This is a genomic window from Rhodoferax sp. GW821-FHT10B06 (assembly GCF_059415605.1).
On the sequence record NZ_JBWKNO010000018.1, the window covers coordinates 22,691 to 43,273 of the forward strand.

20 protein-coding genes are annotated in these 20,583 nt (G+C 62.5%); 16 read left to right on the forward strand and 4 right to left on the reverse strand.

The window, feature by feature from the left end; translation table 11 throughout:
- Positions 1-22: 22 nt before the first annotated feature.
- From AC07O2_RS21720 to AC07O2_RS21740, 5 genes are all read left to right on the forward strand, one after another.
- Positions 23-397 (forward strand): DUF2946 family protein, encoded by a 375-nt coding sequence (locus AC07O2_RS21720; RefSeq protein ID WP_495234348.1) that lies wholly within the window; start codon positions 23-25, stop codon positions 395-397.
- A gap of 76 nt (positions 398-473) precedes the next feature.
- Positions 474-1,022 (forward strand): YcnI family copper-binding membrane protein, encoded by a 549-nt coding sequence (locus AC07O2_RS21725; RefSeq protein WP_495234349.1) that lies wholly within the window; start codon positions 474-476, stop codon positions 1,020-1,022.
- Between the two features lie 13 nt (positions 1,023-1,035).
- Positions 1,036-1,494 carry a copper chaperone PCu(A)C gene (locus tag AC07O2_RS21730; protein WP_495234350.1) on the forward strand — a complete coding sequence of 153 codons (459 nt, stop codon included), beginning with the start codon at positions 1,036-1,038 and terminating at the stop codon, positions 1,492-1,494.
- Between the two features lie 142 nt (positions 1,495-1,636).
- The gene (locus AC07O2_RS21735; RefSeq protein ID WP_495234351.1) at positions 1,637-2,350 is read left to right on the forward strand and encodes a PhaM family polyhydroxyalkanoate granule multifunctional regulatory protein; all 714 of its coding nucleotides are present in this window, start codon (positions 1,637-1,639) and stop codon (positions 2,348-2,350) included.
- Between the two features lie 27 nt (positions 2,351-2,377).
- A complete protein-coding gene (locus AC07O2_RS21740; RefSeq protein ID WP_495234352.1) occupies positions 2,378-3,652 on the forward strand; it encodes an FIST signal transduction protein in 1,275 nt (424 codons plus the stop codon).
- Positions 3,653-3,734: 82 nt separating this feature from the next.
- On the opposite strand, the gene AC07O2_RS21745 is transcribed toward AC07O2_RS21740, so the two are convergent.
- A complete protein-coding gene (locus AC07O2_RS21745) occupies positions 3,735-4,466 on the reverse strand; it encodes a helix-turn-helix domain-containing protein (RefSeq protein WP_495234353.1) in 732 nt (243 codons plus the stop codon).
- 117 nt (positions 4,467-4,583) lie between these two features.
- On the opposite strand from AC07O2_RS21745, the gene AC07O2_RS21750 reads away from it, so the two are divergent.
- From AC07O2_RS21750 to AC07O2_RS21780, 7 genes are all read left to right on the forward strand, one after another.
- On the forward strand, positions 4,584-5,366 hold the full coding sequence (locus AC07O2_RS21750) for a hypothetical protein (protein WP_495234354.1): 783 nt from the start codon (positions 4,584-4,586) through the stop codon (positions 5,364-5,366).
- A 101-nt stretch (positions 5,367-5,467) separates the two neighbouring features.
- The gene (locus AC07O2_RS21755) at positions 5,468-7,387 is read left to right on the forward strand and encodes an MFS transporter (protein ID WP_495234355.1); all 1,920 of its coding nucleotides are present in this window, start codon (positions 5,468-5,470) and stop codon (positions 7,385-7,387) included.
- Between the two features lie 8 nt (positions 7,388-7,395).
- Positions 7,396-7,743 (forward strand): DUF805 domain-containing protein, encoded by a 348-nt coding sequence (locus tag AC07O2_RS21760; protein WP_495098612.1) that lies wholly within the window; start codon positions 7,396-7,398, stop codon positions 7,741-7,743.
- A 2-nt stretch (positions 7,744-7,745) separates the two neighbouring features.
- A complete protein-coding gene (locus tag AC07O2_RS21765; protein WP_495098613.1) occupies positions 7,746-9,098 on the forward strand; it encodes an FAD-binding oxidoreductase in 1,353 nt (450 codons plus the stop codon).
- Positions 9,098-9,967 carry a methyltransferase domain-containing protein gene (locus tag AC07O2_RS21770; RefSeq protein ID WP_495234356.1) on the forward strand — a complete coding sequence of 290 codons (870 nt, stop codon included), beginning with the start codon at positions 9,098-9,100 and terminating at the stop codon, positions 9,965-9,967. The genes AC07O2_RS21765 and AC07O2_RS21770 overlap by 1 nt, the downstream gene beginning before the upstream one ends.
- A complete protein-coding gene (locus AC07O2_RS21775) occupies positions 9,964-11,016 on the forward strand; it encodes a hypothetical protein (protein WP_495234357.1) in 1,053 nt (350 codons plus the stop codon). The genes AC07O2_RS21770 and AC07O2_RS21775 overlap by 4 nt, the downstream gene beginning before the upstream one ends.
- Complete coding sequence (locus AC07O2_RS21780) at positions 11,006-12,034, forward strand: alpha/beta fold hydrolase (RefSeq protein ID WP_495234358.1); 1,029 nt, start codon at positions 11,006-11,008, stop codon at positions 12,032-12,034. The genes AC07O2_RS21775 and AC07O2_RS21780 overlap by 11 nt, the downstream gene beginning before the upstream one ends.
- On the opposite strand, the gene AC07O2_RS21785 is transcribed toward AC07O2_RS21780, so the two are convergent.
- From AC07O2_RS21785 to AC07O2_RS21795, 3 genes are all read right to left on the reverse strand, one after another.
- Complete coding sequence (locus AC07O2_RS21785) at positions 12,031-12,810, reverse strand: C40 family peptidase (RefSeq protein ID WP_495234359.1); 780 nt, start codon at positions 12,808-12,810, stop codon at positions 12,031-12,033. The genes AC07O2_RS21780 and AC07O2_RS21785 overlap by 4 nt on opposite strands.
- A gap of 142 nt (positions 12,811-12,952) precedes the next feature.
- Positions 12,953-16,450, reverse strand: a complete 3,498-nt coding sequence (locus tag AC07O2_RS21790) for an EAL domain-containing protein (RefSeq protein ID WP_495234360.1) — start codon at positions 16,448-16,450, stop codon at positions 12,953-12,955.
- A 142-nt stretch (positions 16,451-16,592) separates the two neighbouring features.
- Positions 16,593-17,462, reverse strand: coding sequence for a PA4780 family RIO1-like protein kinase (locus AC07O2_RS21795; RefSeq protein ID WP_495234361.1), 870 nt, complete (start codon positions 17,460-17,462; stop codon positions 16,593-16,595).
- A gap of 154 nt (positions 17,463-17,616) precedes the next feature.
- Here AC07O2_RS21795 and AC07O2_RS21800 point away from each other — a divergent pair, with 154 nt between their 5' ends.
- The 4 genes from AC07O2_RS21800 to AC07O2_RS21815 are packed head-to-tail and all read left to right on the forward strand — an operon-like array spanning position 17,617 to position 20,437.
- Positions 17,617-18,090, forward strand: coding sequence for a YiaA/YiaB family inner membrane protein (locus AC07O2_RS21800; protein WP_495098620.1), 474 nt, complete (start codon positions 17,617-17,619; stop codon positions 18,088-18,090).
- A 15-nt stretch (positions 18,091-18,105) separates the two neighbouring features.
- On the forward strand, positions 18,106-18,564 hold the full coding sequence (locus AC07O2_RS21805; RefSeq protein ID WP_495234362.1) for a hypothetical protein: 459 nt from the start codon (positions 18,106-18,108) through the stop codon (positions 18,562-18,564).
- Between the two features lie 6 nt (positions 18,565-18,570).
- Positions 18,571-19,374, forward strand: coding sequence for a DUF2145 domain-containing protein (locus tag AC07O2_RS21810; protein WP_495234363.1), 804 nt, complete (start codon positions 18,571-18,573; stop codon positions 19,372-19,374).
- 10 nt (positions 19,375-19,384) lie between these two features.
- Entirely contained in the window at positions 19,385-20,437 is a 1,053-nt protein-coding gene (locus AC07O2_RS21815; RefSeq protein WP_495234364.1) for a serine endopeptidase, read from the forward strand.
- Positions 20,438-20,583 lie beyond the last annotated feature (146 nt).

Consider the following 20,583-nt stretch of genomic DNA (forward strand, 5'->3'; position numbering starts at 1 on the left):
CGCCTGATCCATCGCACTATCTATGGATAATCGGCGCATGTTCTTCCTGCGCCACACACACGCCATTGCCCGTTGGGCGCTGCTGTGCTTTGTGTTGTCGCTGGGTGTGGCGATCGCCGCGCCGCTGGTTAACCACCAGTCGCTGGAGCTGGTGTGCTCCAGCGTGGGCAGTGTCAAGCTGCTGGTCAAGTCGGCCGACGGCAGCAGCCAGGTGGTGAGCCAGATGGGCGACTGCCCGCTGTGCATCACCGGTGGTGGCATGCCGCCGCCCGAGGTACAGCTGCGCGTAGCACCGGCCCAACCCTTGGTCTATGCGCTGCGCAGCATTCCCGCTGCGCGCCTGGCCTGGCTGACCGCCGCGCCCCTGCCCGCACGCGGGCCGCCGACCTTCCTCTGACTATCAAATGTATAGCTGCTAGCGCAAGTTTTATCTGCGCTGGAGGCTTGTTTCGTCTTGATCCAGAGGGTGTTCCATGTCTTTTTCTTTTGCTCTTAAATTCGTAGCTGCTTGCGCAGTATCTGTGAGCGCCAGCAGCACTTTTGCCCATATTGTTCTGGCCGAGCCCGCCGCCTTGGGCAATACCGGCTACAGCGCGGCCCTGCGCGTGGGCCACGGCTGCAACGGCGCGGCCACCACGGCCATCCGCGTCACCGTGCCGGCCGGCTTTAAAGACGCCAAGCCCATGCCCAAGGCGGGCTGGGTGCTGTCCACGGTGGTTGGCAAGCTGGACAAGCCATTGGATGACCACGGCAAGCAGATTACCGACGGTGTGACCAGCATCACCTGGACCGCATCCCCTGGCAACGCGCTGCCCGATGCCTACTTCGACGAATTCGTGCTGCGCGGCAGCCTGCCTGGTGAGGCCGGTGCGATGTGGTTCAAAGTGCTGCAAGCGTGCGAACAAGGCAGCATCGACTGGGCCGAGATTCCGGCCCCCGGTAAATCTGCGCACGACCTGAAAGCGCCCGCAGCCATGCTGGAAATCATCCCGTCCGAGCACGTCGGCGGCCACCAACATTAAGGCCTTGATTACTATGAAATTCATAGCTATTGCCGCAGCTATTCTCTGCGCTAGCGGGCATTTGTATGCTCAAAACGTAGTAGTCTCAGACGCCTGGGCCCGCACCAGCGTGCAGGGCCAGAAGGCCTCCGGCGCCTTCATGACCCTGACCGCCAAGGAAAACACCAAGCTGGTGGCCGTGTCCACCCCCGTGGCCGGCCTGGCCGAGGTGCACGAGATGAAGATGGACGGCGACGTGATGCGTATGCGCCCGGTGCAGGGCGGCCTGGACCTGCCCGCCGGCAAGCCCGTGGCCCTGAGCCCCGGCGGCTTTCACGTCATGCTGATGGACCTGAAAGCCGCCCTGCCCAAGGACAGCACCATCCCCTTGACCCTGACCTTTAAGGACGCCAAGGGCGTGGAAAGCAAGCTCGACCTGAAGCTGCCCGTGGCCACCATGGCCCCAGTCGGCATGGCTGAGCACAAGCACTGAGCTTGGGGGGAACCCAGTGGCCCGGCAGAGCCGGTTCCACGGGTTCCTGGCGTGCAGGCAGTCTGGTTCGCCATGGGGGTTAGCGTAGGGGGATCTGCGGGTCTGTTGGAGTAAGCTGTGCGGCAACACCCTAGGAGACTTTATGAGCGATACACCCGCCTTTGATTTCAGCAAATTCGTGCCCGGCTTTGATTTTCTGAAGAACCTGGGCAAGGGGGCTGCTGGTGCAGCGCCGGCGTCGCCACTCGGCGGCTGGGTGGCGCCCACCATCAATGTGGAAGAGCTGGAAAAGCGCATCACCGAGCTGAAGGCCGTGCAGTTCTGGCTGGACCAGAACGCGGTGGCGTTGAAAGCCACCATCCAGGCGCTGGAGGTGCAGAAAATGACCCTGGCTACGCTGAAGGGCATGAACTTCAGCATGGCCGACCTGGCGAATGCCTTCAAGCTCAAACCCACTCCCGCGCCCGAGGCGGCACCCGAGCCCGAACCGGAACCAGAACCCGCGCCTCCACCCCAGGCCGCCGCGCCCGAGCCACAAGCCGAGCCTGCAGCCCCGCTGCCCGGCGTGGTGGACCCGCTGAAATGGTGGGGCTCGCTGACCGAGCAGTTCCAGCACATTGCCGGCGCCGCGCTGAAAGACGCTGGCACCCAGGCCGCGCTGGAAAAGAGCAAGGACCTGGCCAGCAATTTCGCAGCCGAGGCCCTGAAAAGCGTGGGCGAGTTCGCCAAGGCCGCCACCCCCAAAACCAAGCCCGCGGCCGAGCCCCAGTCTGCCCCGGCCAAGGCCGCCGCCAAGAAGGCACCCGCCAAAAAAGCCCCTGCTAAAAAAGCTGTTGCCAAAAAACGCGTAGGCTGAGGCTTTATTTCTTCGGACCCGAGGCCTATGCCTGCCCTCAAACTCTTTCCCCATGGCCATGCCACGCACCCGCAGTGGCGTATGGCGGCTGGCCTGGTGCTGGCCCAGCTGCGCGCGCAGATGGCCTTGCCCGACTACGCCAACGCGCCCAGCCTGGGCCTGCTCTACATCACCGACCACTACGCCGGCGATGCGCAGGACATCCTGGACCACCTGAGTGGCGAGCTGCCCGAGGTGACAGACTGGTCTGGCACCGTGGGCATAGGTATTGCCGCCAACAATGTGGAGTACTTTGACGAACCCGCGCTCAGCGTCATGCTGTGTGACCTGCCGGCCGACCAGTACCGGGTGTTCTCCGGCGTGGCGCCGCTGGGCCTGGGTTTCGAGGCGCATACCGCCCTGGTCCATGCCGATGCGAATACCCACGACCTGACCGAGCTGGTGGCCGAGATGGCCCTGCGCACCGACACCGGCTACCTGTTCGGCGGCCTGGCCTCCAGCCGCACCCGTTCGGTACAGTTCGCGGTCGGTGGCAACGGCAATATCAAGGGCCATGGCGCGGCCGGTGGCGTGTTCAGCGGCGGCCTCAGCGGCGTGGCCTTTGCCGAGGGCGTGCACCTGGTGTCGCGTATCACCCAGGGCTGCCAGCCGATCAGTGCCAACCGCACGGTTACCGCCTCGGACGGCAACCTGGTGCTGGAGCTGGACGGCCAGCCCGCGCTGACGGTGCTGCTGTACGACCTGGGCGTGAACCTGGCCCAGCCGCAAGAGGCCCTGGCCAAGGTGCGCAACACCCTGGTCGGGCTGGCGCGCTCGCCCGCCGGCGATGCCGTGCTGCGCACCGCGCATTTCGGCAGCGACGTGGTGGTGCGCCACATCATCGGCCTGGACCCCGCCCGCGAAGGCATTGCCATTGCCGACTCGGTAGAGGTCGGCACCCGGCTGGCCTTCTGCCAGCGCAATATGCAGGCCGCGCGTTCCGACCTGGTGCGCATCTGCGCCGAAATCCGCGAAGAGCTGGAGCCCGAGGAGCTGTCGGTAGAGATCGCCGCCGCACTCGCCGCCCCCGAGGCCGAATCCGCCCCGCACCCGGCTCGGCGTATTGCCGGTGCCGTGTATGTGAGCTGCACCGGCCGCGGCGGCGACCACTTTGGCGGCCCCAGCGCCGAGCTGCAAATCGTGCGCCGCGCGCTGGGCGATGTGCCCCTGGTGGGTTTCTTCGCCGCGGGTGAGATCGCTCGGCAGAACCTGTATGGGTATACGGGTGTGTTGACGGTGTTTACGGATAGCGTTTCGGCATGAGCAACTCGTTCGCCCTGAGCTTGTCGAAGGGCCCTTCGACAAGCTCAGGGCGAACGGTTGGTGGGCGTTGAGCCGTGGCGTTTCAGCGTCGCAATGCGGTAAATGCCGCAAACTCCCAGCGACGCATGCCCAGCAGCAGGGTGTAGCCCTCCAGTGCCGCTTCGGGCAGCTTTTGATCCGCCAGGTGCTGCTGCGCAAAGTCTTGCGCCACGCGCTGCAAGCGTTCCAGAAACAGCGGCGCCAGGCTGCGGCTGACGCTGCCGTGCACCAGTAGCAGGCCCTCGCCAGGGCCGTCGAAGCCGCCGTTGTAGTAGTCCAGCAGCACATCCTCGCGGAAGAACTGCATCACCGGCCCGTGCGGCAGCCAGCGGAAGGTCTTGGCCAGTTTCAGGCGGTAGCGGTTCAGCGGACGCAGCTCGATGATGCCGATGCGGTCCAGCTGGGCCAGGCAGCGTATGCACTCGGCCTCGCTCAGGCGGTAGCTGGCCACGATCTGCTCCAGCGTCCACTGGCTCAGCACGCAGATCGCCACCAGCAGCAGCTTCTTGTCGGCCACCACGGCGCGCTCCTGCTCCTGCGTCAGGCCGGCCAGCAGCGGCTGGGCATCGGCCACGCGGCGGGCCAGCTCGGCAAAGTCCAGCTTCAGCGCACGGCAGATGGCGTCCACGCGCGACAGCGGCATGTCACCCTTGGCCAGCATGCGCTTCACGCTGGACTCGGCCACGCCCAGCTGCGCGGCCAGGTCGGCATAGGTCATGTGCGCGGCTTTGAGTTCCTTCTTCAGGGCGGTGACGAGGTCGGCGGTGGTGCTCATGGGTATTGATTATTGATACTTTTAGGTGCAATTAGCTAGTCTGTATCGAATATTGGATGTCCAATCGGACTCTCGACAAGACACTGGCGCACCTCTTATCGATTGAAAGAAGCCGCTGTGAAAACATCTTTGTCCTCGCTTGAAACCAGGCTGCTATGGGCCTGCGCCTCGGCCCTATTGTTCGCCTGCCTCGGGCCTGCCGTGGCGCAGTACGACCACTACCATGCGTTTGCCGACCAGCGGGCCTGGTGGGGTGTGCCGCATGCGATGGATGTGCTGAGCAATCTGCCTTTTGCCGTGGGCGGTGCCTGGGGGCTGGTGCAGCTGTGGCGCTACAGCCTGGTGCGCAGTGTGCAACGCGATTTGTCGGCCTTGTTCTTTCTGGGTCTGGTGGTGACGGCATTCTGCTCCAGCGCCTATCACTGGCAGCCAGGGGACGGCGGCCTGGCGGTCGACCGCCTGGGTATGGTGGTGGCATTCGCGGGCCTGTTGGGGCTGGCGGTGGCCGACCGTGTCAGCGACAGGGCGGGGGTAGCGACCATGGCCGCAGTGCTGGTGTGTGGCCCCTATGCGGTTGGCGTGTGGGTGATTTCCGGCAATCTGCTGCCTTGGGCGGTGTTGCAAGGCGGTGGCATGTTGCTGATGGTGCTGCTGGCGATGTGCCGGCCGGTCGCTGGTGCCTGGGGGCTGCCTTTAGGTGCCGTAGTCGCCCTGTATGCCCTGGCCAAGCTGCTGGAGTTGGGCGACCACAGCGTGTTTGCCTGGACGGCAGGCTGGGTGTCTGGCCATAGTCTGAAGCATGTGGTGGCCGCCATGGTGGCCTGGCCGGTGTTGGGCTGCGTGGCGCGGCAGCGTGGGCCGATCGCACCGCACGTCATGACTAGCCAGTACAGTGTGTAAAGTCCGCCAGAGCCACAGCTTCAGAACTCCCACGCAGCTATATTTTTAATAGCTTTACCCGCACATAGAATGTGCGCTACAGCCATATTGGGTTTATAAAAATGACGACACAGACAGCCGATATTCCTGCCGCCGCTGCGCATCCGAACCAGTTCGCCCTGTTGAAGCAGCGCCGCTTCGCGCCGTTTTTCTGGACCCAGTTTTCCGGCGCGGCGAACGACAACCTGTTCAAGTTCTCGTTCACGGTGATGGTGACCTACCAGCTCAGCGTTAGCTGGCTGCCGCCGGCCATGGCCGGGCTGGTGATCGGGGCATTGTTCATCCTGCCGTTTTTGCTGTTCTCGGCCACCAGTGGCCAGCTGACCGACAAGTTCCCCAAGACGGCCATGATCCGTGCGGTGAAGAACCTGGAGATCGCCATCATGCTGCTGGCGGCCTATGGCTTCTTCACCAGCAATGTGGCGGTGCAGGTGCCGGTGCTGCTGTCCTGCGTGTTTTTGATGGGCCTGCATTCCACGCTGTTCGGGCCGGTCAAGTTCGCCTATCTGCCGCAGGTGTTGAATGATGCCGAGCTGACCGGCGGCAACGGCATGGTGGAGATGGGCACCTTCGTGGCCATCTTGCTGGGCGACATCGTGGGCGGCCTGCTGGTGGCCGTGCCCGAGGTGGGCCACACGGCCGTGGCCATTGGCTGCGTGGGTCTGGCGCTGGTGGGGCGTTGCGTGGCGCAGGCGATTCCGCAACTGCCGGCCACCGACCCGGGCCTGAAGATCAACTGGAACCCGTTCACCGAGACCTGGCGCAACCTGCAGCTGGCACACGGCAATTTGGTGGTGTTCCGCTCGCTGCTGGGCATCAGCTGGATGTGGTTCTTTGGCGCGGTGTTCTTGAGCCAGTTCCCCAGCTTTGCCAAGGAAGTGCTGCACGGCGACGAGCAGGTGGCCACGCTGCTGCTGGTGGTGTTCTCCATCGGCATCGGCACCGGCTCGCTGCTGTGCGAGGTGCTGAGCCGCCGCCATGTGGAGATCGGACTGGTGCCGCTGGGTGCCATCGGCATGAGCGTGTTTGCGGTGGACCTGTACTTTGCATCGCGCGGCCTGCCCGATACGGGAGTGATGGGCCTGGGTGCCTTCGTGGCCCAGGCGGCGCATTGGCGGGTGATGGCCGACCTGGCGCTGCTGAGCCTGTTTGCCGGGCTGTACAGCGTGCCTATGTACGCGTTGATTCAGCTGCGCAGCCAGCCCACGCACCGGGCGCGCATCATCGCTGCCAACAACATCTTGAACGCGCTGTTCATGATCGCCAGCTCGGTGCTGGCCGGCGCGCTGCTGGGCGCGGGCTGCACCATTCCGCAGATATTCCTGTTCACCGGCCTGGCGAATGCGGTGGTGGCTTTCTACATCTTCATGCTGGTGCCCGAGTACCTGTTGCGCTTCGTGGCCTGGCTGTTGTCGCACTGCGTGTACCGCTTCAAGGTGCAGGGCGACGAGCACATCCCGGTGCACGGCGCGGCCATCCTGGCCTGCAACCATGTGAGCTTTGTGGACGCGGTGCTGCTGATGGCAGCCAGCCCGCGCCCCATCACCTTCTTGATGGACCACCGCATCTTCCAGGTGCCGGTGCTGGGCTGGTTGTTCCGCCTGGCCAAGGCCATCCCCATCGCGCCGCGCGCCGAAGACCCGGAGGCTTACGAGGCTGCCTTTGCCGCCGCCGCCAAGGTGCTGGCAGATGGTGATTTGCTGGGCATCTTCCCCGAAGGCGGGCTGACCAAGGACGGCCAGCTGCAGGAGTTCAAGGGCGGCATCATGAAGATTCTGGAGGCCGCACCGGTGCCGGTGATTCCCATGGCCTTGACCAATTTGTGGGGCTCGTATTTCAGCCGTGTCGAGCCGGGCGGCGCGATGGTCCGGCCGTTCCGGCGCGGGATGTTTAACCGTGTTGGTTTGAATGTGGATCGGCCTATGGTTGCTGCAGATGTCAGTCTGGAGAGCTTGTACGGGCGTGTGCGAGCTTTGATGTGAGGAAGAATATGTCGCTGTTTCAAAAGTTTTTCCGGTGCCGTGGCCTGTTAGCGCGTGGCGCATTTTGGGCTCGCGTGCTCGTTTTGCTGCTGGTTTTTATGGTGGCCGACAGCGTATTGCGTCCGCTGCTGGGTACCTCGGTGGTTTACTTGCTCAATCCTTTGGCTTTGTGGGCGCTGGTTGCCGCGGGTGGACAACGATTGCACGACCGTGGTTACTCGGCCGTTTGGTTGTGGTTTGGCTTGGTGCCAGTAGTGGGGGCTGCGTGGTTGGTGTGGCAGTTTGTTCGCAAAGGTGCTGGCTCTGCAGCACATACGTACTTGCGTGATGCCCAGGACTTTTTAGTGGTGCGGTGAATATGCAGAACGCGAATCTGGTAGTAAATGATGTGACGGGTTTGAATCCGGTCTCGGTATGGGCGATCAGCAAACCCACTACGGTGGAGGAGGTGGTGGATGCAGTGACACGGACGGACGGCCCCGTGTCTGTGGGGGGGGGCCACTTCAGCATGGGTGGCCAAACTGCCAGCCCTGGAAGCCTGCATTTGGACATGCGTGAGATGAACCGTGTGATTCTGTTTGCCCCAATGGCAAAGACCATACGCGTACAGGCAGGGATACGCTGGTGTGACATTCAGCGTTTTATCGATCCGCACGACCTGTCGGTGAAGATCATGCAGACCTATGCCAATTTCACGGTGGGCGGCTCGCTCAGTGTGAATGTGCACGGGCGATACATGGGTTTAGGGCCGGTGATTTTGAGCGTGCGATGGTTCAAGCTGGTCATGGCCGATGGATCCGTGGTGGAGGTCACGCCAGCGGGTAACAGCGAGCTGTTCTATGGGGTGATTGGTGGCTACAGTGGTTTGGGTGTGATCGTGGAAGTTGAGTTGTCGCTGGCTGACAACGTGCGGATCAAGCGTGTGGCAAAAAAGCTTTCGGTCAAGGATTATCTGGAGCACTTTAAAGCCAAAGTGCGCCATTCGCCTGACGCGATTTTTCACAATGCCGATCTGTACCCGCCGAACTACCAACGAGCCCGCTCGGTAACCTGGGTGCAAACTGAAGATGCGGTCACGGAGCCACGGCGCTTGCACCAGGGGGGCATCGGCTACGCGGTGGAACGGTACTTCGTGTGGGCCGTCTCGGAGACTCCGCTAGGTAAATGGCGGCGCGAATTCCTGATTGACCCTTTGCTGTATCTGCGGCGCAAGGTGCATTGGCGCAATTTTGAAGCCAGTTACGACGTGGCTGAACTGGAGCCCGCATCTCGTCAGCACACCACCTATGTTCTGCAGGAGTATTTTGTGCCAGTGGAGCAGTTTGATGTGTTTGTGCCCAAGATGGCAGAGATATTGCAGCGCTTTCGCGTCAATGCGTTGAACGTATCGGTACGACACGCCCAGGCGGACCCGGGGGCCTTGATGGCCTGGGCGCGTGGAGAAACTTTTGCCTTCGTGCTGTACTACAAGCAGCGCACTCGGGACAACGCCAAGAACCGCGTCGCGGTTTGGACCCGTGAGCTAATTGACGCCGCTATCAGCGTCGGCGGCAGCTATTACCTGCCCTACCAGCCGCATGCGACGCCCGCGCAGTTCCATGCGGCCTACCCACGCGCGCAAGAACTTTTTGCACTTAAACGCCGACTCGACCCCAGCTTTCGCTTCCGTAACGTCCTGTGGGACACCTATTACGCACCTACTTTGCCATGATGCAATTTGTCCAACCCGCCTCAGAATTTAAAGCCGTTTTTGGCGACGTGCATTCGCATGATGCTTTCTATAAATTTTTGCAGAACATCTACCGGTTGTACCCTGAAGATCGCTTTCATACGCTGATCAAACGCAGCTGCGCCCAGTTCGATTCGGACGAAGCGATTTATCGTGATCTGCAGCAGCAGTTACCGCACATCAAGCCTTTCCATGCGGATCTGACGTATGCGCTGCCATCGCTGTTTAAACAGAAGGATGAAATGACCCGCCAGACGCTGGAGTTGTTGGGGACGCAGAGGCAGATCCAGGGCTATATGGAAATTGGCAGTACCGGACGCTACATCAGCACATTGCGTAAACGATTGGATGTACGTGGCCCGGTGGTGCTGGTCAATGACCTGGCGCCAGGTTGGTCACCTGTGGATATTGTGGAGCGCGGTGGTCTGCGCAAAATCGGCAGCTTTGTACCTTTGGCCGACTATGCTCCGCTGTCTGCACAGCTGCCAGACAATACGTTTGATTTGGTGACCTGCTACATAGGCCTGCACCATTGCCCTTTGGACAAATTGCCGGCCTTTGTGGCGTCTATCGTGCGTGTGCTGAAGCCAGGTGCCACCTTTATTTTGCGGGACCATGACGTGAAGTCTGATGCGATGAATGCCTTTGTCTCGCTTGCCCACACCGTGTTCAATGCGGGGCTGGGTGTGCCCTGGGCACAGAACAAGGCAGAGCTGCGCTACTTCCGGCCGATCGCAGACTGGGTTGCGTACCTGGGCCAGCATGGCTTGCAGAATGTGGGGCCTCATCTGTTGCAGGCGCGCGATCCGTCCGATAACGTACTGCTGGCTTTTCGCAAGGAGTTGGCGTGAAATCCATGCGGGTTATTTGTGCGACATTGGCCTTGGGCCTCGCTGCTGTTGCCGGTGGTGCTGTGCCGGATGCCCGTCCTGCAGACGGGGCGGTGACGCCGATCGAACATGTGCGCGGCGTCGAGCAGACTCTGTTGACGTATCCAGAGTGGTTTTTAGTGTTCAGTCCTGCCGAATATGCAAGCTTTGCCAAGCAGTCGCCCCCGGACCAGTTTCCTTTTTTAGGCCATGTGGTTCAGTTTTGGCAGGGTTACAAGGCGGTGTTTGATGAGAGTCGGGCGCAAGGGTATGCCTTGAACCCTGGCTACCATCTCATGGTGATGGTGATTGGCGTCAGCACGTCGGTCGAGTACAGCTTGCGAGCCGTCTATGAAAGCCTGATTGGGCGTTTGAGCCAAGCGACCACGGGTACGCGTACTCCAGAAGACCAACACGCTGCGCGGGTGGCCCAGGACTATGTGGACTTCATCCGAGTTTTACCCTGGTATGAGTACGATTTTTGGGGCCAGCTCAAGACTTTGTGGACGGTAGTGCCCTGGAAGGGGCCGGACATGCTGCGTAAATGGGAGCGCCGCTTTGCGTTGACAACCGAATATGGCATCAAGGCGATTTACGGGCAGCTCATCAAGCTGGCGACCAAGTCGATTTACGACACACCGTTGTTGGTCACGGCCATCGTGACCCAGCCTGCACCCTCATCCAATCCGGTGCTGCCAGACCTGAAGATACTCAAGGTGCTGCCCGATGGTGCGGCATTGGCCACCGTCCCACGCTATGAGGCGTTTATGGTTTACGCCCAGGCGCTGGCAGCCCAGGGTGTCGATTTCCGCGAAATTGCGGGTAACCGGTCCATCATTTTGGTGAGTCTGGTGGGGGCTGCGGATTGGCGGCCTGCGCAGGGAGTCGATAAGTTGCTTTTTGAGCAACCCATACTCACCCAGCCCGGGCGTAAGCGCATTGTGGCGACCGCCAGCGTGCCACAGCTCGGTGCCGCGCTGCGTGAGTGGGCTGCAGCGGGCGTGCAGGTGGAGCATATTTTTGACTACTGAACGGTCTTTATTGGTTCGTCTGCTCATTGGCTTTGCCAAAGGTATGGGCTACGTCGGGGTCTTGTTGTTGCTGGTCGTTGGCTGCTGGCTGGTCTACGCCCAAATTCGCATCAGCGCAACGGAAACGCTGCCGCGCGGTACAGGCGGCCCCACTGGTGACCGCTGGGTACATGCCGTAGATGTGGACGTGCATCTGCGCGAATGGGGCGCTAAGAATGCCAAGCCTCTGCTTTTGGTTCATGGAACCGGTGCCTGGAGTGGCACCTGGGTGAGCAACGCCGATGCCCTGGCGGCAGCGGGCTACCACGTCGTTGCGCTGGATCTGCCGCCCTTTGGATTCACTACGCTGCCAGCCAATGGGGACTACAGCCGCCATACCCAGGCGAAGCGGATTCTGGCGGTGCTCGAGCAAATGGGGCGGCAACCTGTAACCTTGTTGGGGCATTCATTTGGCGGCGGGCCGGCCGTAGAAGCTGCGATGCTGGATGGCAGTCGTATCGGACATCTGGTACTACTGGATGCAGCCATTGGTCTGCATGCCGTGCCGCAAGCTGCCTGTGTCCCGTCGGAGTGGTTGCAGGCGGTGCTTTCCTGGCGTATGTTGCGTACTGGCATCGTGGCGGCGGTGGCGACGGAGCCGGCTTTCAGCCAGTTCTTGCTGCGCCGGTTTGTGGCACGCAAAGACGTAGTGACGGCGGCGCGCACGGCGATTTACCAGCAGCCTTTCAAGAACCAGGATTTCAGCGCAGGTCTGGGAGATTGGGCTTACCAATTTGCGATGGGCTGCGAATCGCCTGCCAGCGTGGAGCCGGAAAATTTTCGCCGCCTCAAAATGCCCGTGTCATTGGTTTGGGGTGAGCAGGACAGCATCACGCCGCTCGTCCAGGCGCAACAGCTCCAGGCTCTGGTACCCGGTGCGCAGCTTACTGTCTTGCCTGGCGTGGGACACATTCCTCAGATTGAGGACGTGACCTTGTTCAACTCCACAATGGCGAGAGTACTTCGGTCGCGGCCTTAATTTTCTGGCTGGGTTGCCGCAATGGCCAGCGGAGGTGCTTTGAGATGGCCCACGTATTGCAGAGTCTGGTGGGTTCTCACTGACGGGATGTCCCCTTCCCGCATATGCAGCAGGTCGCCGGGGTTAATCAGACGCGGATCAGCATCTGTTAGTGGAAGCCCGGCGCTGCGATATGCCTCCAATACGAATTGCGAGCAGAAGAACTGGTCGTTGCGCCCCAGTCCAAGTTGTACGGCAGCCACGCCGCGGATGCAGAAGTCCCGTATGGTGGATGGCACCAGGGGCAGTTCGCAAAAACGCCGCTCCAACGTAAAAGGAGCTTGGAGCATGACCCCCATATAGTTGTATTTTTGACCCACGTGCTGGTCTACGAAGTTTCCCATTCTGGCAACGTTTTCCGGTGTGATTCCAGGATGCCGAAAGGCCACGACGGTGGCTTCTTGTGCCAGCAGTTCAGCGATTGTTCGTCGGCGTATGCCTTCGCCCACGGCCTCCGCAATTTGTTGATCGCCGACGTACATTCCCGCATGGCTGACGGGTGACAGTGTAAATAGACGAATGCCGGAGGAGTTCAGTCCGTTATCCGCCGTGAGAATGATGTCGCCAGGCCGTAGAGCATCTACCCCCACCGCTATTCCGCCGTTGGCTGGGTTGAGTGCAAGGTCTTGGAATCCGAAGGAGTGGGTACCGGTGGCTTGGTCCGTTTTTATGCCAGTAGCGCATCCGGCCAGAAGTAGAACGAGGAAGAAGACATAAAAGCGTGGTGTGGATGCCATGGCGCCATTCGATTGAAATCGCAGAATTTTAGGAGATGTATAGGTTATGCATTGCCATAAGTTGCGAGCTTCAACGGCTGTCTCCGTAGGAGGCTGGCGTGGGCTTGCGGTGGGCAGATGCGTGCTGCAGCAGGCGATGCAATTACACCGGTGTTGAAATTTTTGTATTGCGGCGCAACAGCTGCTCGAACTCTTCGAGCGGAACCGGTCGGCTGAACAGATAGCCCTGGCACAGGGTGCAACCATGCTGCTGCAAAAAGGCATGTTGCTTTTCGGTTTCCACGCCTTCGGCAATCACGTTGATGCCCAGGCTGTGCGCCATGCCGATGATGGTCTGCACGATCAGGGCATCGGTTTGCTGGATGCCGATATTGCGCACAAAGCTTTGGTCGATCTTCAACTGGTCCAGGGGCAGGCGCGTCAGGTAGGACAGCGACGACTGGCCGGTGCCGAAGTCGTCCATGGAGAAGTGCAGGCCCAGGTTGCGCAACGCGGTCATCTTGGCGATGGTGTCCTCCACGTTGTCCAGCGCCAGGCTTTCGGTCAGCTCCAGCTTGAGTCGATCGGGTCGGGCGCCTGTTTGCTGTAGCACCGCGCAGACCTGTTCCATGAAGTTGGACTGCCGGAACTGGCGTGCACTGACGTTGACCGCCAGCTGCAGGTCGGCCGTGCGCGGGTCGCTCTGCCAGCGGTAAAGCTGTTCGCAGGCGGTTTGTAGCACCCACAGGCCGACGGGCAGTATCAAGCCTGTTTCTTCTGCCAATGCGATGAATTGGGCGGGCGGCACCAGCCCGCGCGTGGGATGGTGCCAGCGTATCAGCGCCTCGGCGCCGACGATCTGCTGCCCGTGCTGTACCTGTATCTGGTAGTACAGCTGGAACTGCTGCTCGGCCAGGGCGCTGTGCAAATCGTTTTCCAGTGCGGTGCGTGCGCTGACGGCGGCCTGCATCATGGGGTCGAAGAAGCGGATGGTGTTGCGACCAGCGGACTTGGCGGCGTACATGGCCAGATCGGCGTACTTGACCAGTTCGTCCAGCGACTGCGTCTGGCCGCTGAACAGGACGGCACCGATGCTGGGCGTGCTGTGCACGGTGTGGGAGGCCAGCAGATAGGGCTGGTTCAATGTGGAGATGATTTTCTCGCCCACGCTCTGGGTCTGTTTCGCGGCGTCGCTGGCATGCAGGTTCAGGTCTTCCAGCAGCACCAGAAATTCGTCGCCGCCAAACCGGGCCACGGTGTCGCCCTCGCGCACACAGGCCTTCAGCCTCTGCGCCACCTGCTGCAGCAGCACGTCGCCCATATCGTGCCCCAGGGTGTCGTTCAGGTTCTTGAAATGGTCCAGGTCCAGACACAGCAGGGCGCCCTGGCGGCCGGTGCGTGCGCTGGAGGCAAAGGCTTGCTGCATGCGGTCCATCATCAGCCGGCGGTTGGGTAGCTGGGTCAGTGCGTCGTAAAACGCCAGGTGCTCGATCTCCTTGGCGGCAGCAGCCTTTTGCGTGATGTCCACGAGCGTGGACACATAGTGGCTGGGCTGGCCGTTGGCGTCGGCTACCGCGGTAACCGTCATGTAGTACAGGCAGACATCACCGTTTTTGCAGCGGTTCCAGATCTCGCCCTTCCATTCGTGGGCGGTCTTCAGGATGCGGGTCATATCGGCAAAAAATGCAGCGTCATGGCGTCCAGAGTCCAGCAGGCGCAGGGTCTTGCCCAGGGCCTCTTCCGCGCTGTAGCCGGTGATCTTGCTGAATGCCCGGTTGGTGCGCAGAATCGTGTTGTCGCAGTCGGAGACCAGCACACCTTCCTGGGATTCGAAGGCGATGGCGGCAATGCGCAGCTCGTCTTCTGCGTGTTTGCGTTTGGTGATGTCCTTGCCCACGCCCCGGTAGCCGCAGAAGCTTCCCTTGCCATCGAAGACGGGCGTGCCGCTGACGGATATCCAGTAGGTGCTGCCATCCGGTTTGCTGCGCTGGATCTCGAAGTCGCGAAACTCCAGGTGCTGTTGCAGTACCGCGCGGTGCGCCTCCCACTGGGCTTTGCTGATGTTCAGGCAGGGCAAATCCCAGCGGGTTGCACCCAAGGGGGTGGGGTAGCGGGCATCGGATTTCTGCTCCAGGCTGCCGTCCAGTGTGACGAAGCGGAACTGCGCGTCCTGCTCCCAGTACCAGTCGGACGAGAGCGCGGTGAGCGTGCGGAAGCGGGCCTCGTTGTCCTGCAGGATGCGGCGTGTGCGGTAAGCCTCTGACACATTGCTGAACACCATCACCACACCCACCACGGTACCGCTGGTGTCGCGTATGGGGGCAGCGCTGTCGGCGATCTGGTATTCGCTGCCGTCGCGGGCCAGCAGGGTCGTGTTCTCGCTCAGGCCCACTACGTTGCCGCGTGCGATGGCGTGCTGCACCTGGTCCATCACCGGTGCGCGGGTGTCGGTATTGACCAGGCGCAAGACCCGCGCCATGGGCAGACCTTGGGCTTCGGCAAAAGGCCAGCCGGTGAGCCGCTCGGCCACCGCGTTCATGCGGCTGATATGCCCTTCGGTGTCGGTGGAAATCACGGCGTCGCCAATCGAGTGCAAGGTGATGGCCAGGTCCTCCTCGCTTTGGCGCAGCTGGGCTTCCATGCTTTGGCGCCGCAAGGCCATATGGTTGAAGCGCTGTGCCAGCTCGGCCAATTCCGGGATGCCGGTGGCTGGCATGCTGGACACAAACTGGCCCTGCGCCAACTGGTCGGTGGCATCCAGCAGCCGGCGCACGGGTCGCACCACAGCGCGGCGTATGCCCTCGTGGGCCAGCGCAAAAGACAATAGCAAGCCGGCCAGCAGAAAGCCGATGTCGGTCCACATGCGGCGGTTGGCAACCGCGTAGAGTTTTTCTACCGGTATGGTCAGGCTGATGGTGGCGACGATGTCGCCGCCGGATTCGAGCAGCGAGCGAAACACCACCAGTTCGCGCACGCCCAGGCCATTCTGGCGTTGCAGCACGCCGGGTTCGGTCAGGACGAGTGAAGAGGAAGAGTCCACGTCACTCAAGCGCGTACCCAGCTCGTCAGGAGCCGGTGGGTAGCGGACGATGACGACGCCCCGCGGATTCGTCATGCGGGCCACGGCGCCCTCCGGCAGGTCCAGATCGGCCAGGCGGCGGCCCCACCAGTCCAGCGAAACCACCGCGACGGCGGCACCCAGTACCTCCTGGCTGCCCGACCGGACGATGGGAAACGCAAAGTTCACGCTGGAGACCTCTGCCGCGCGGTCCATCTGGAAGGCCCCCATCGCAAACTCTCGCTGTTTGATGGCGCGTTGGAAGTAAGGCCGGTCCGCCACGTTCACGGGGGCGCTCAAAGGCTTGGCATTGCACAGCAGCGCACCATCGACCCGGGGCATGCCGAGATTCACGTAGCTTGTGCTGAGCGCCAATAGTTCGGCCAGGTACTGCGAGCATGCCGGTGCATCCAGTTGCTGGGCCACGGGGAGATAGGCCAGGTTCTGCAGGAACTGGCGGGTGTCGTCCAGCAGCTTTTGCTGGCTGTTGGCGATGGAGTACACCGTCAATGCGGCCAGCTCCCGGGTGGCGTCGATGGCCGCCGTGCGGGTGGCCTGCGCCTGGTAGACCGCCAGCAAAACAGCGGGCAGGACTGTGACCATGACCAGTAACCGGATCCTGGTCGATAAAGAAACCCCCTTGCCAGATGCCCGTGAACGCATAAGGACTTTCTAGGATGGGCTGTAACTGATGTAGTGTGTGGGCCTGGTAGATATTAGCGTGCCCAGGCCGTTGTCCAGCCCCCTATTGACCCTGGGTACGTTGCTGCATGCGTAGCCGCCGGGCCGCGTCTTCGGCACGGGCGTCGTCGATCTCGCGCAGCACGCTGCCCATGTCCACCGCGCCGGCCTTGCTGGCGTGCTGGCCGGTGAGTGCCACCTCGGTGCTCAGCAGGCCGCGTTGGTACAGCTCCCACATTTCGGGGCCATAGGCGGTGTGCCGTAGCTCGGGGGCGAACTGACCGAAGAAGTCGCGCAGATTGGCCACGTCGCGCAGCAGCATGCGCTGGGCGTGGTTGTTGCCGGCGGCGTCCACCGCCTGGGGTAGGTCGATGATGACGGGGCTGTCCACCCCGTTCACATTGCCCAGCAGGATGTTGAACTCCGACAAATCACCGTGTACCGTGCCCGCGCAGAGCATGCGCACCACCTCGGCCAGCAGCGTGGCATGGTGGCGGCGCGCGTCTTCGGGGCTGAACACCAGGTCGTTCAGGCGCGGGGCGGCGTCACCGTGGGCATCGGTCACCAGCTCCATCAACAACACGCCTTCAAAGAAGTTGTAGGGCTTGGGTACGCGCACGCCGGCATCGGCCATCTTGTACAGCGCATCGACCTCGGCGCTCTGCCAGGCCGCCTCTTGCGCCTGGCGGCCGAACTTGCTGCCCTTGGCCATGGCGCGGGCCTGGCGGCTGTTCTTGACCTTGCGGTTCTCGGTGTAGTCCACCGCTTGGCGGAAGCTGCGGTTCGTCGCTTCCTTGTAGATCTTGGCGCACAGGGTGTGGTCACCGCTGCGCACCACGTAGACCATGGCTTCCTTGCCGCTCATCAGCTGGCGCACCACGGTGTCGATCAGGCCTTCTTCGACCAAGGCTTGCAGTCTGGGTGGTGGTTTCATCCTGGCGATTGTGCATGCAGCCGGCAGTGGGCTGAAAGTATCGTTTTTTCATACCTTGCAGCTGATCAATCGCCACTGGTCCTGAAATATGGCCGGTCTGGCCGGGTGGCTTTTGATAATCGCGGCCATCTTCAACCACTTCCCAGAGGGCAGCATGCAAATCACCAAACAAGTTCTGATCCACCGCGACTCCAAAGCCTGGTCCTTACAGGTCTGGGTCTCGTTTGCCCTGGCGGTCTTTGTCTGCGCCGTGGGCCTGGCCTATCTGCCCGGCAAGGACCTGGACCGCGCCTTTATGGTGATGGGCTACTTCTTCTGCCTGACGGCGGCGTTCGTGCTGTCCAAGTTTGTGCGCGACAACGAGAAAACCCAGGGCGACCAGCGCAATGCCGACACCCCCATGTTCAAGCTGGTGGTCTGGGGCGGCTTCTTTCTGGCCATGGGCCTGACCGGCTGGGGCCTGGTGCGCATGGAGGTCAATGACACGTACAAGGCCTTTCTGGGCGTGAGCTGGCTCTACCTGATCACCGGCAGCTTCACCCTGGCCAAGACCCTGCGCGACAGGCACGAGGCCGACGTGGCCGATGCCCAACTGCGCAACCGCCTGCACCGCGCCGACGCTGAATAACTTCTGGAGACCCTTATGCGAAACCCAATTGCTAGTATTTTGATAGCTGCTTGCGCAGGTATCTTCTGCGCTACAGCCCCATTTGATGCCAAAGCCCAAAGCGAGGCTTCTGCGCTGAGCGCTGTGTCGGCCCTGCCCATCGCCTCGGTCGTGGTGGGCTCGACGGCGGCGGCCAGCACGGTCGTGGCTCTGCCGGTGGTGCTGCTGACGGCTGGCGCGGTGCTGGTGGTGAAGACGGTGCAGTCCACCGCCCGTGGCACGGTGTACCTGCTGGAGCGCGCCTCGGACGGCGCCCAGGCCAGCGTGGAGATCGGCGCCCGGGCCGTGTCGGGCACGGCGCTGGCGGTGGGCAGCGTGGTGACGGTCAGCGTCATCGGGGCCGGCGTGGTGCTGTCGGCGGCGGGCGAGGCGATTGCCTTCATCCCCAACGCCCTGGGCCGGGCCCTGCTGTTCAACGAAAAAGTCACGGGCTAGTTGGCCATGCGGACCCGTTTCTTCTCCATTTTCTGGCTCTGCGCCGGCCTGTGGCTGGCCCAGCCCGCACTGGCGGGGCGCAACTGCGACGCCGAACAGCCGCCCAAAGCCGCCACGGTAGAGCGCGGCCTGACCCTGGCCGAGCGCACCCTCGCGGCACTGGATGCCAGCGGCGCGCGCGTGGTGGTCCTGGCCCGCGCCGGGCAAGACCTCAGTGCGTACGGCCTGCGCTATTCCCACCTCGGCTTTGCCTACCAGCAGCCTGACGGGCGGGGCGGCCACGTGTGGCGCGTGCTGCACAAGCTCAACCAGTGCGGCACACCAGATGCCGCCATCTACCGCCAGGGCCTGGGCGAGTTCTTCATGGACGACCTGTGGCGCTACGAGGCCACCTGGGTCGTGCCCACGCCCGAGGTGCAAGACCGCCTGCTGGCCCTGCTGCAGGACCCGGCCCGCGCCACCCGTATGCACACCAAGCCCTACAGCCTGGTCAGCTACGCCTGGGGCACGCGCTACCAGCAGTCCAACCAATGGGCGTTGGAAACCCTGGCCTCGGCCATGGAGCCCGGCGCCGACAGCCGGCTGCGCGCCCAGGCCTGGCTGCAGCGCCAGGGCTACGAGCCCACAGCGCTGCACATTGGTCCGTTGACGCGCCTGGGCGCGCGTGCGACGCAGGCGAACGTGGCGTTTGACGACCACCCGAATGCCAAGCGTTTCAGCGACCGCATCGAGACAGTCACCGTAGACTCGGTGTTTGCCTGGTTGCAGCGGGCCCAACTGGGCAAGGCGCCGGTCCGTTTGTCCCTGTGAAGGAGTTGCGATGAGCAAAGCACTGCGTTTGTCTGAAAAGTGGTTCCGCCGTGGCCTGTGGCTGGTGGCGTTTGTGTTTGGCGGTTTCCTGATCGGCCTGGGGGGCAGCATCGTCGGCGACTTGCCGCAGGTGGAGCACCAGTTCAGCCAGGAGGACTTCATCGACAAGCCCGCCGCCGCCCAGGCGCGTGCTGCCGTGAAGACCGGCGAGCAGGCCGAACACGAGGCCGACACCGCGCTGGAGCAGGCCCAGCTCAAGCTGCAGGTGGCGCAGACCGATGCCGCTGCCGCGCGTGAAACCTTTGACAATTGGCTGGCCACCCGCCACGCCACCGGCAGCGCCGACCAGGACCCCGAGCTGCTGTCGCGCACCAAGGCGCTGGACAAGCTCAAGGCCGCAGAGCGCAACGCCCAGAGCCAGATCGAACAGCTGGAGCAACGTGCCTTGGACGCCCGCCAGTCGGTGCAGGCCGCGCAAAAGAAGCTGTCCACCTTGGAGCAGACCGCGCAAGAGGCGCTGTACGCCGAGCAGCGCAAGCAGGAGCTGCGCGTGTTCGGCTATCGGCTGGCGCTGACCTTGCCCTTGCTGGTGGTGGCCGGCTGGCTGTTTGCCAAGAAGCGCAAGAGCACCTACTGGCCGTTCGTCTGGGGCTTCATCTACTTTGCGCTGTTCGCTTTCTTCATCGAGCTGGTGCCCTACCTGCCCAGCTACGGCGGCTACGTGCGCTACGTGGTCGGCATCGTGCTGACCGTGCTGGTGGGTCGCCAGGCCATCGTGGGCTTGAACCGCTATCTGGAAAAGCAGAAGCTGGCCGAGGCCTTGCCAGATGCCCAGCGGCGAGAGGAACTCAGCTACGACGTGGCCCTGGCCCGCCTGGCCAAGAGCGTGTGCCCGGGCTGCGAGCGCCAGGTGGACTTGAAGGACGCTGGCATCGACTTCTGCCCGCACTGCGGCATTGGTCTGTTCGACCACTGCAAACCCTGCAACACCCGCAAGAGCGCGTTTGCCAAGTTCTGCCATAGCTGTGGCGCGGCGGCCGGGGCTCAAGGTTCCCCAGGCTAGGCCAGGGTCTTCATCGGGGCGAGCACGGCGCGGGGAAGGTCCGCCCGCAAGATGCGGGCAATCCCTGTTCCATCTCTTTCTGCCCCGCGCGCAGGACCGCAAGTACCTGCACCGCACGGCTAGTGCGCGGGATGCTGCTATGTTTG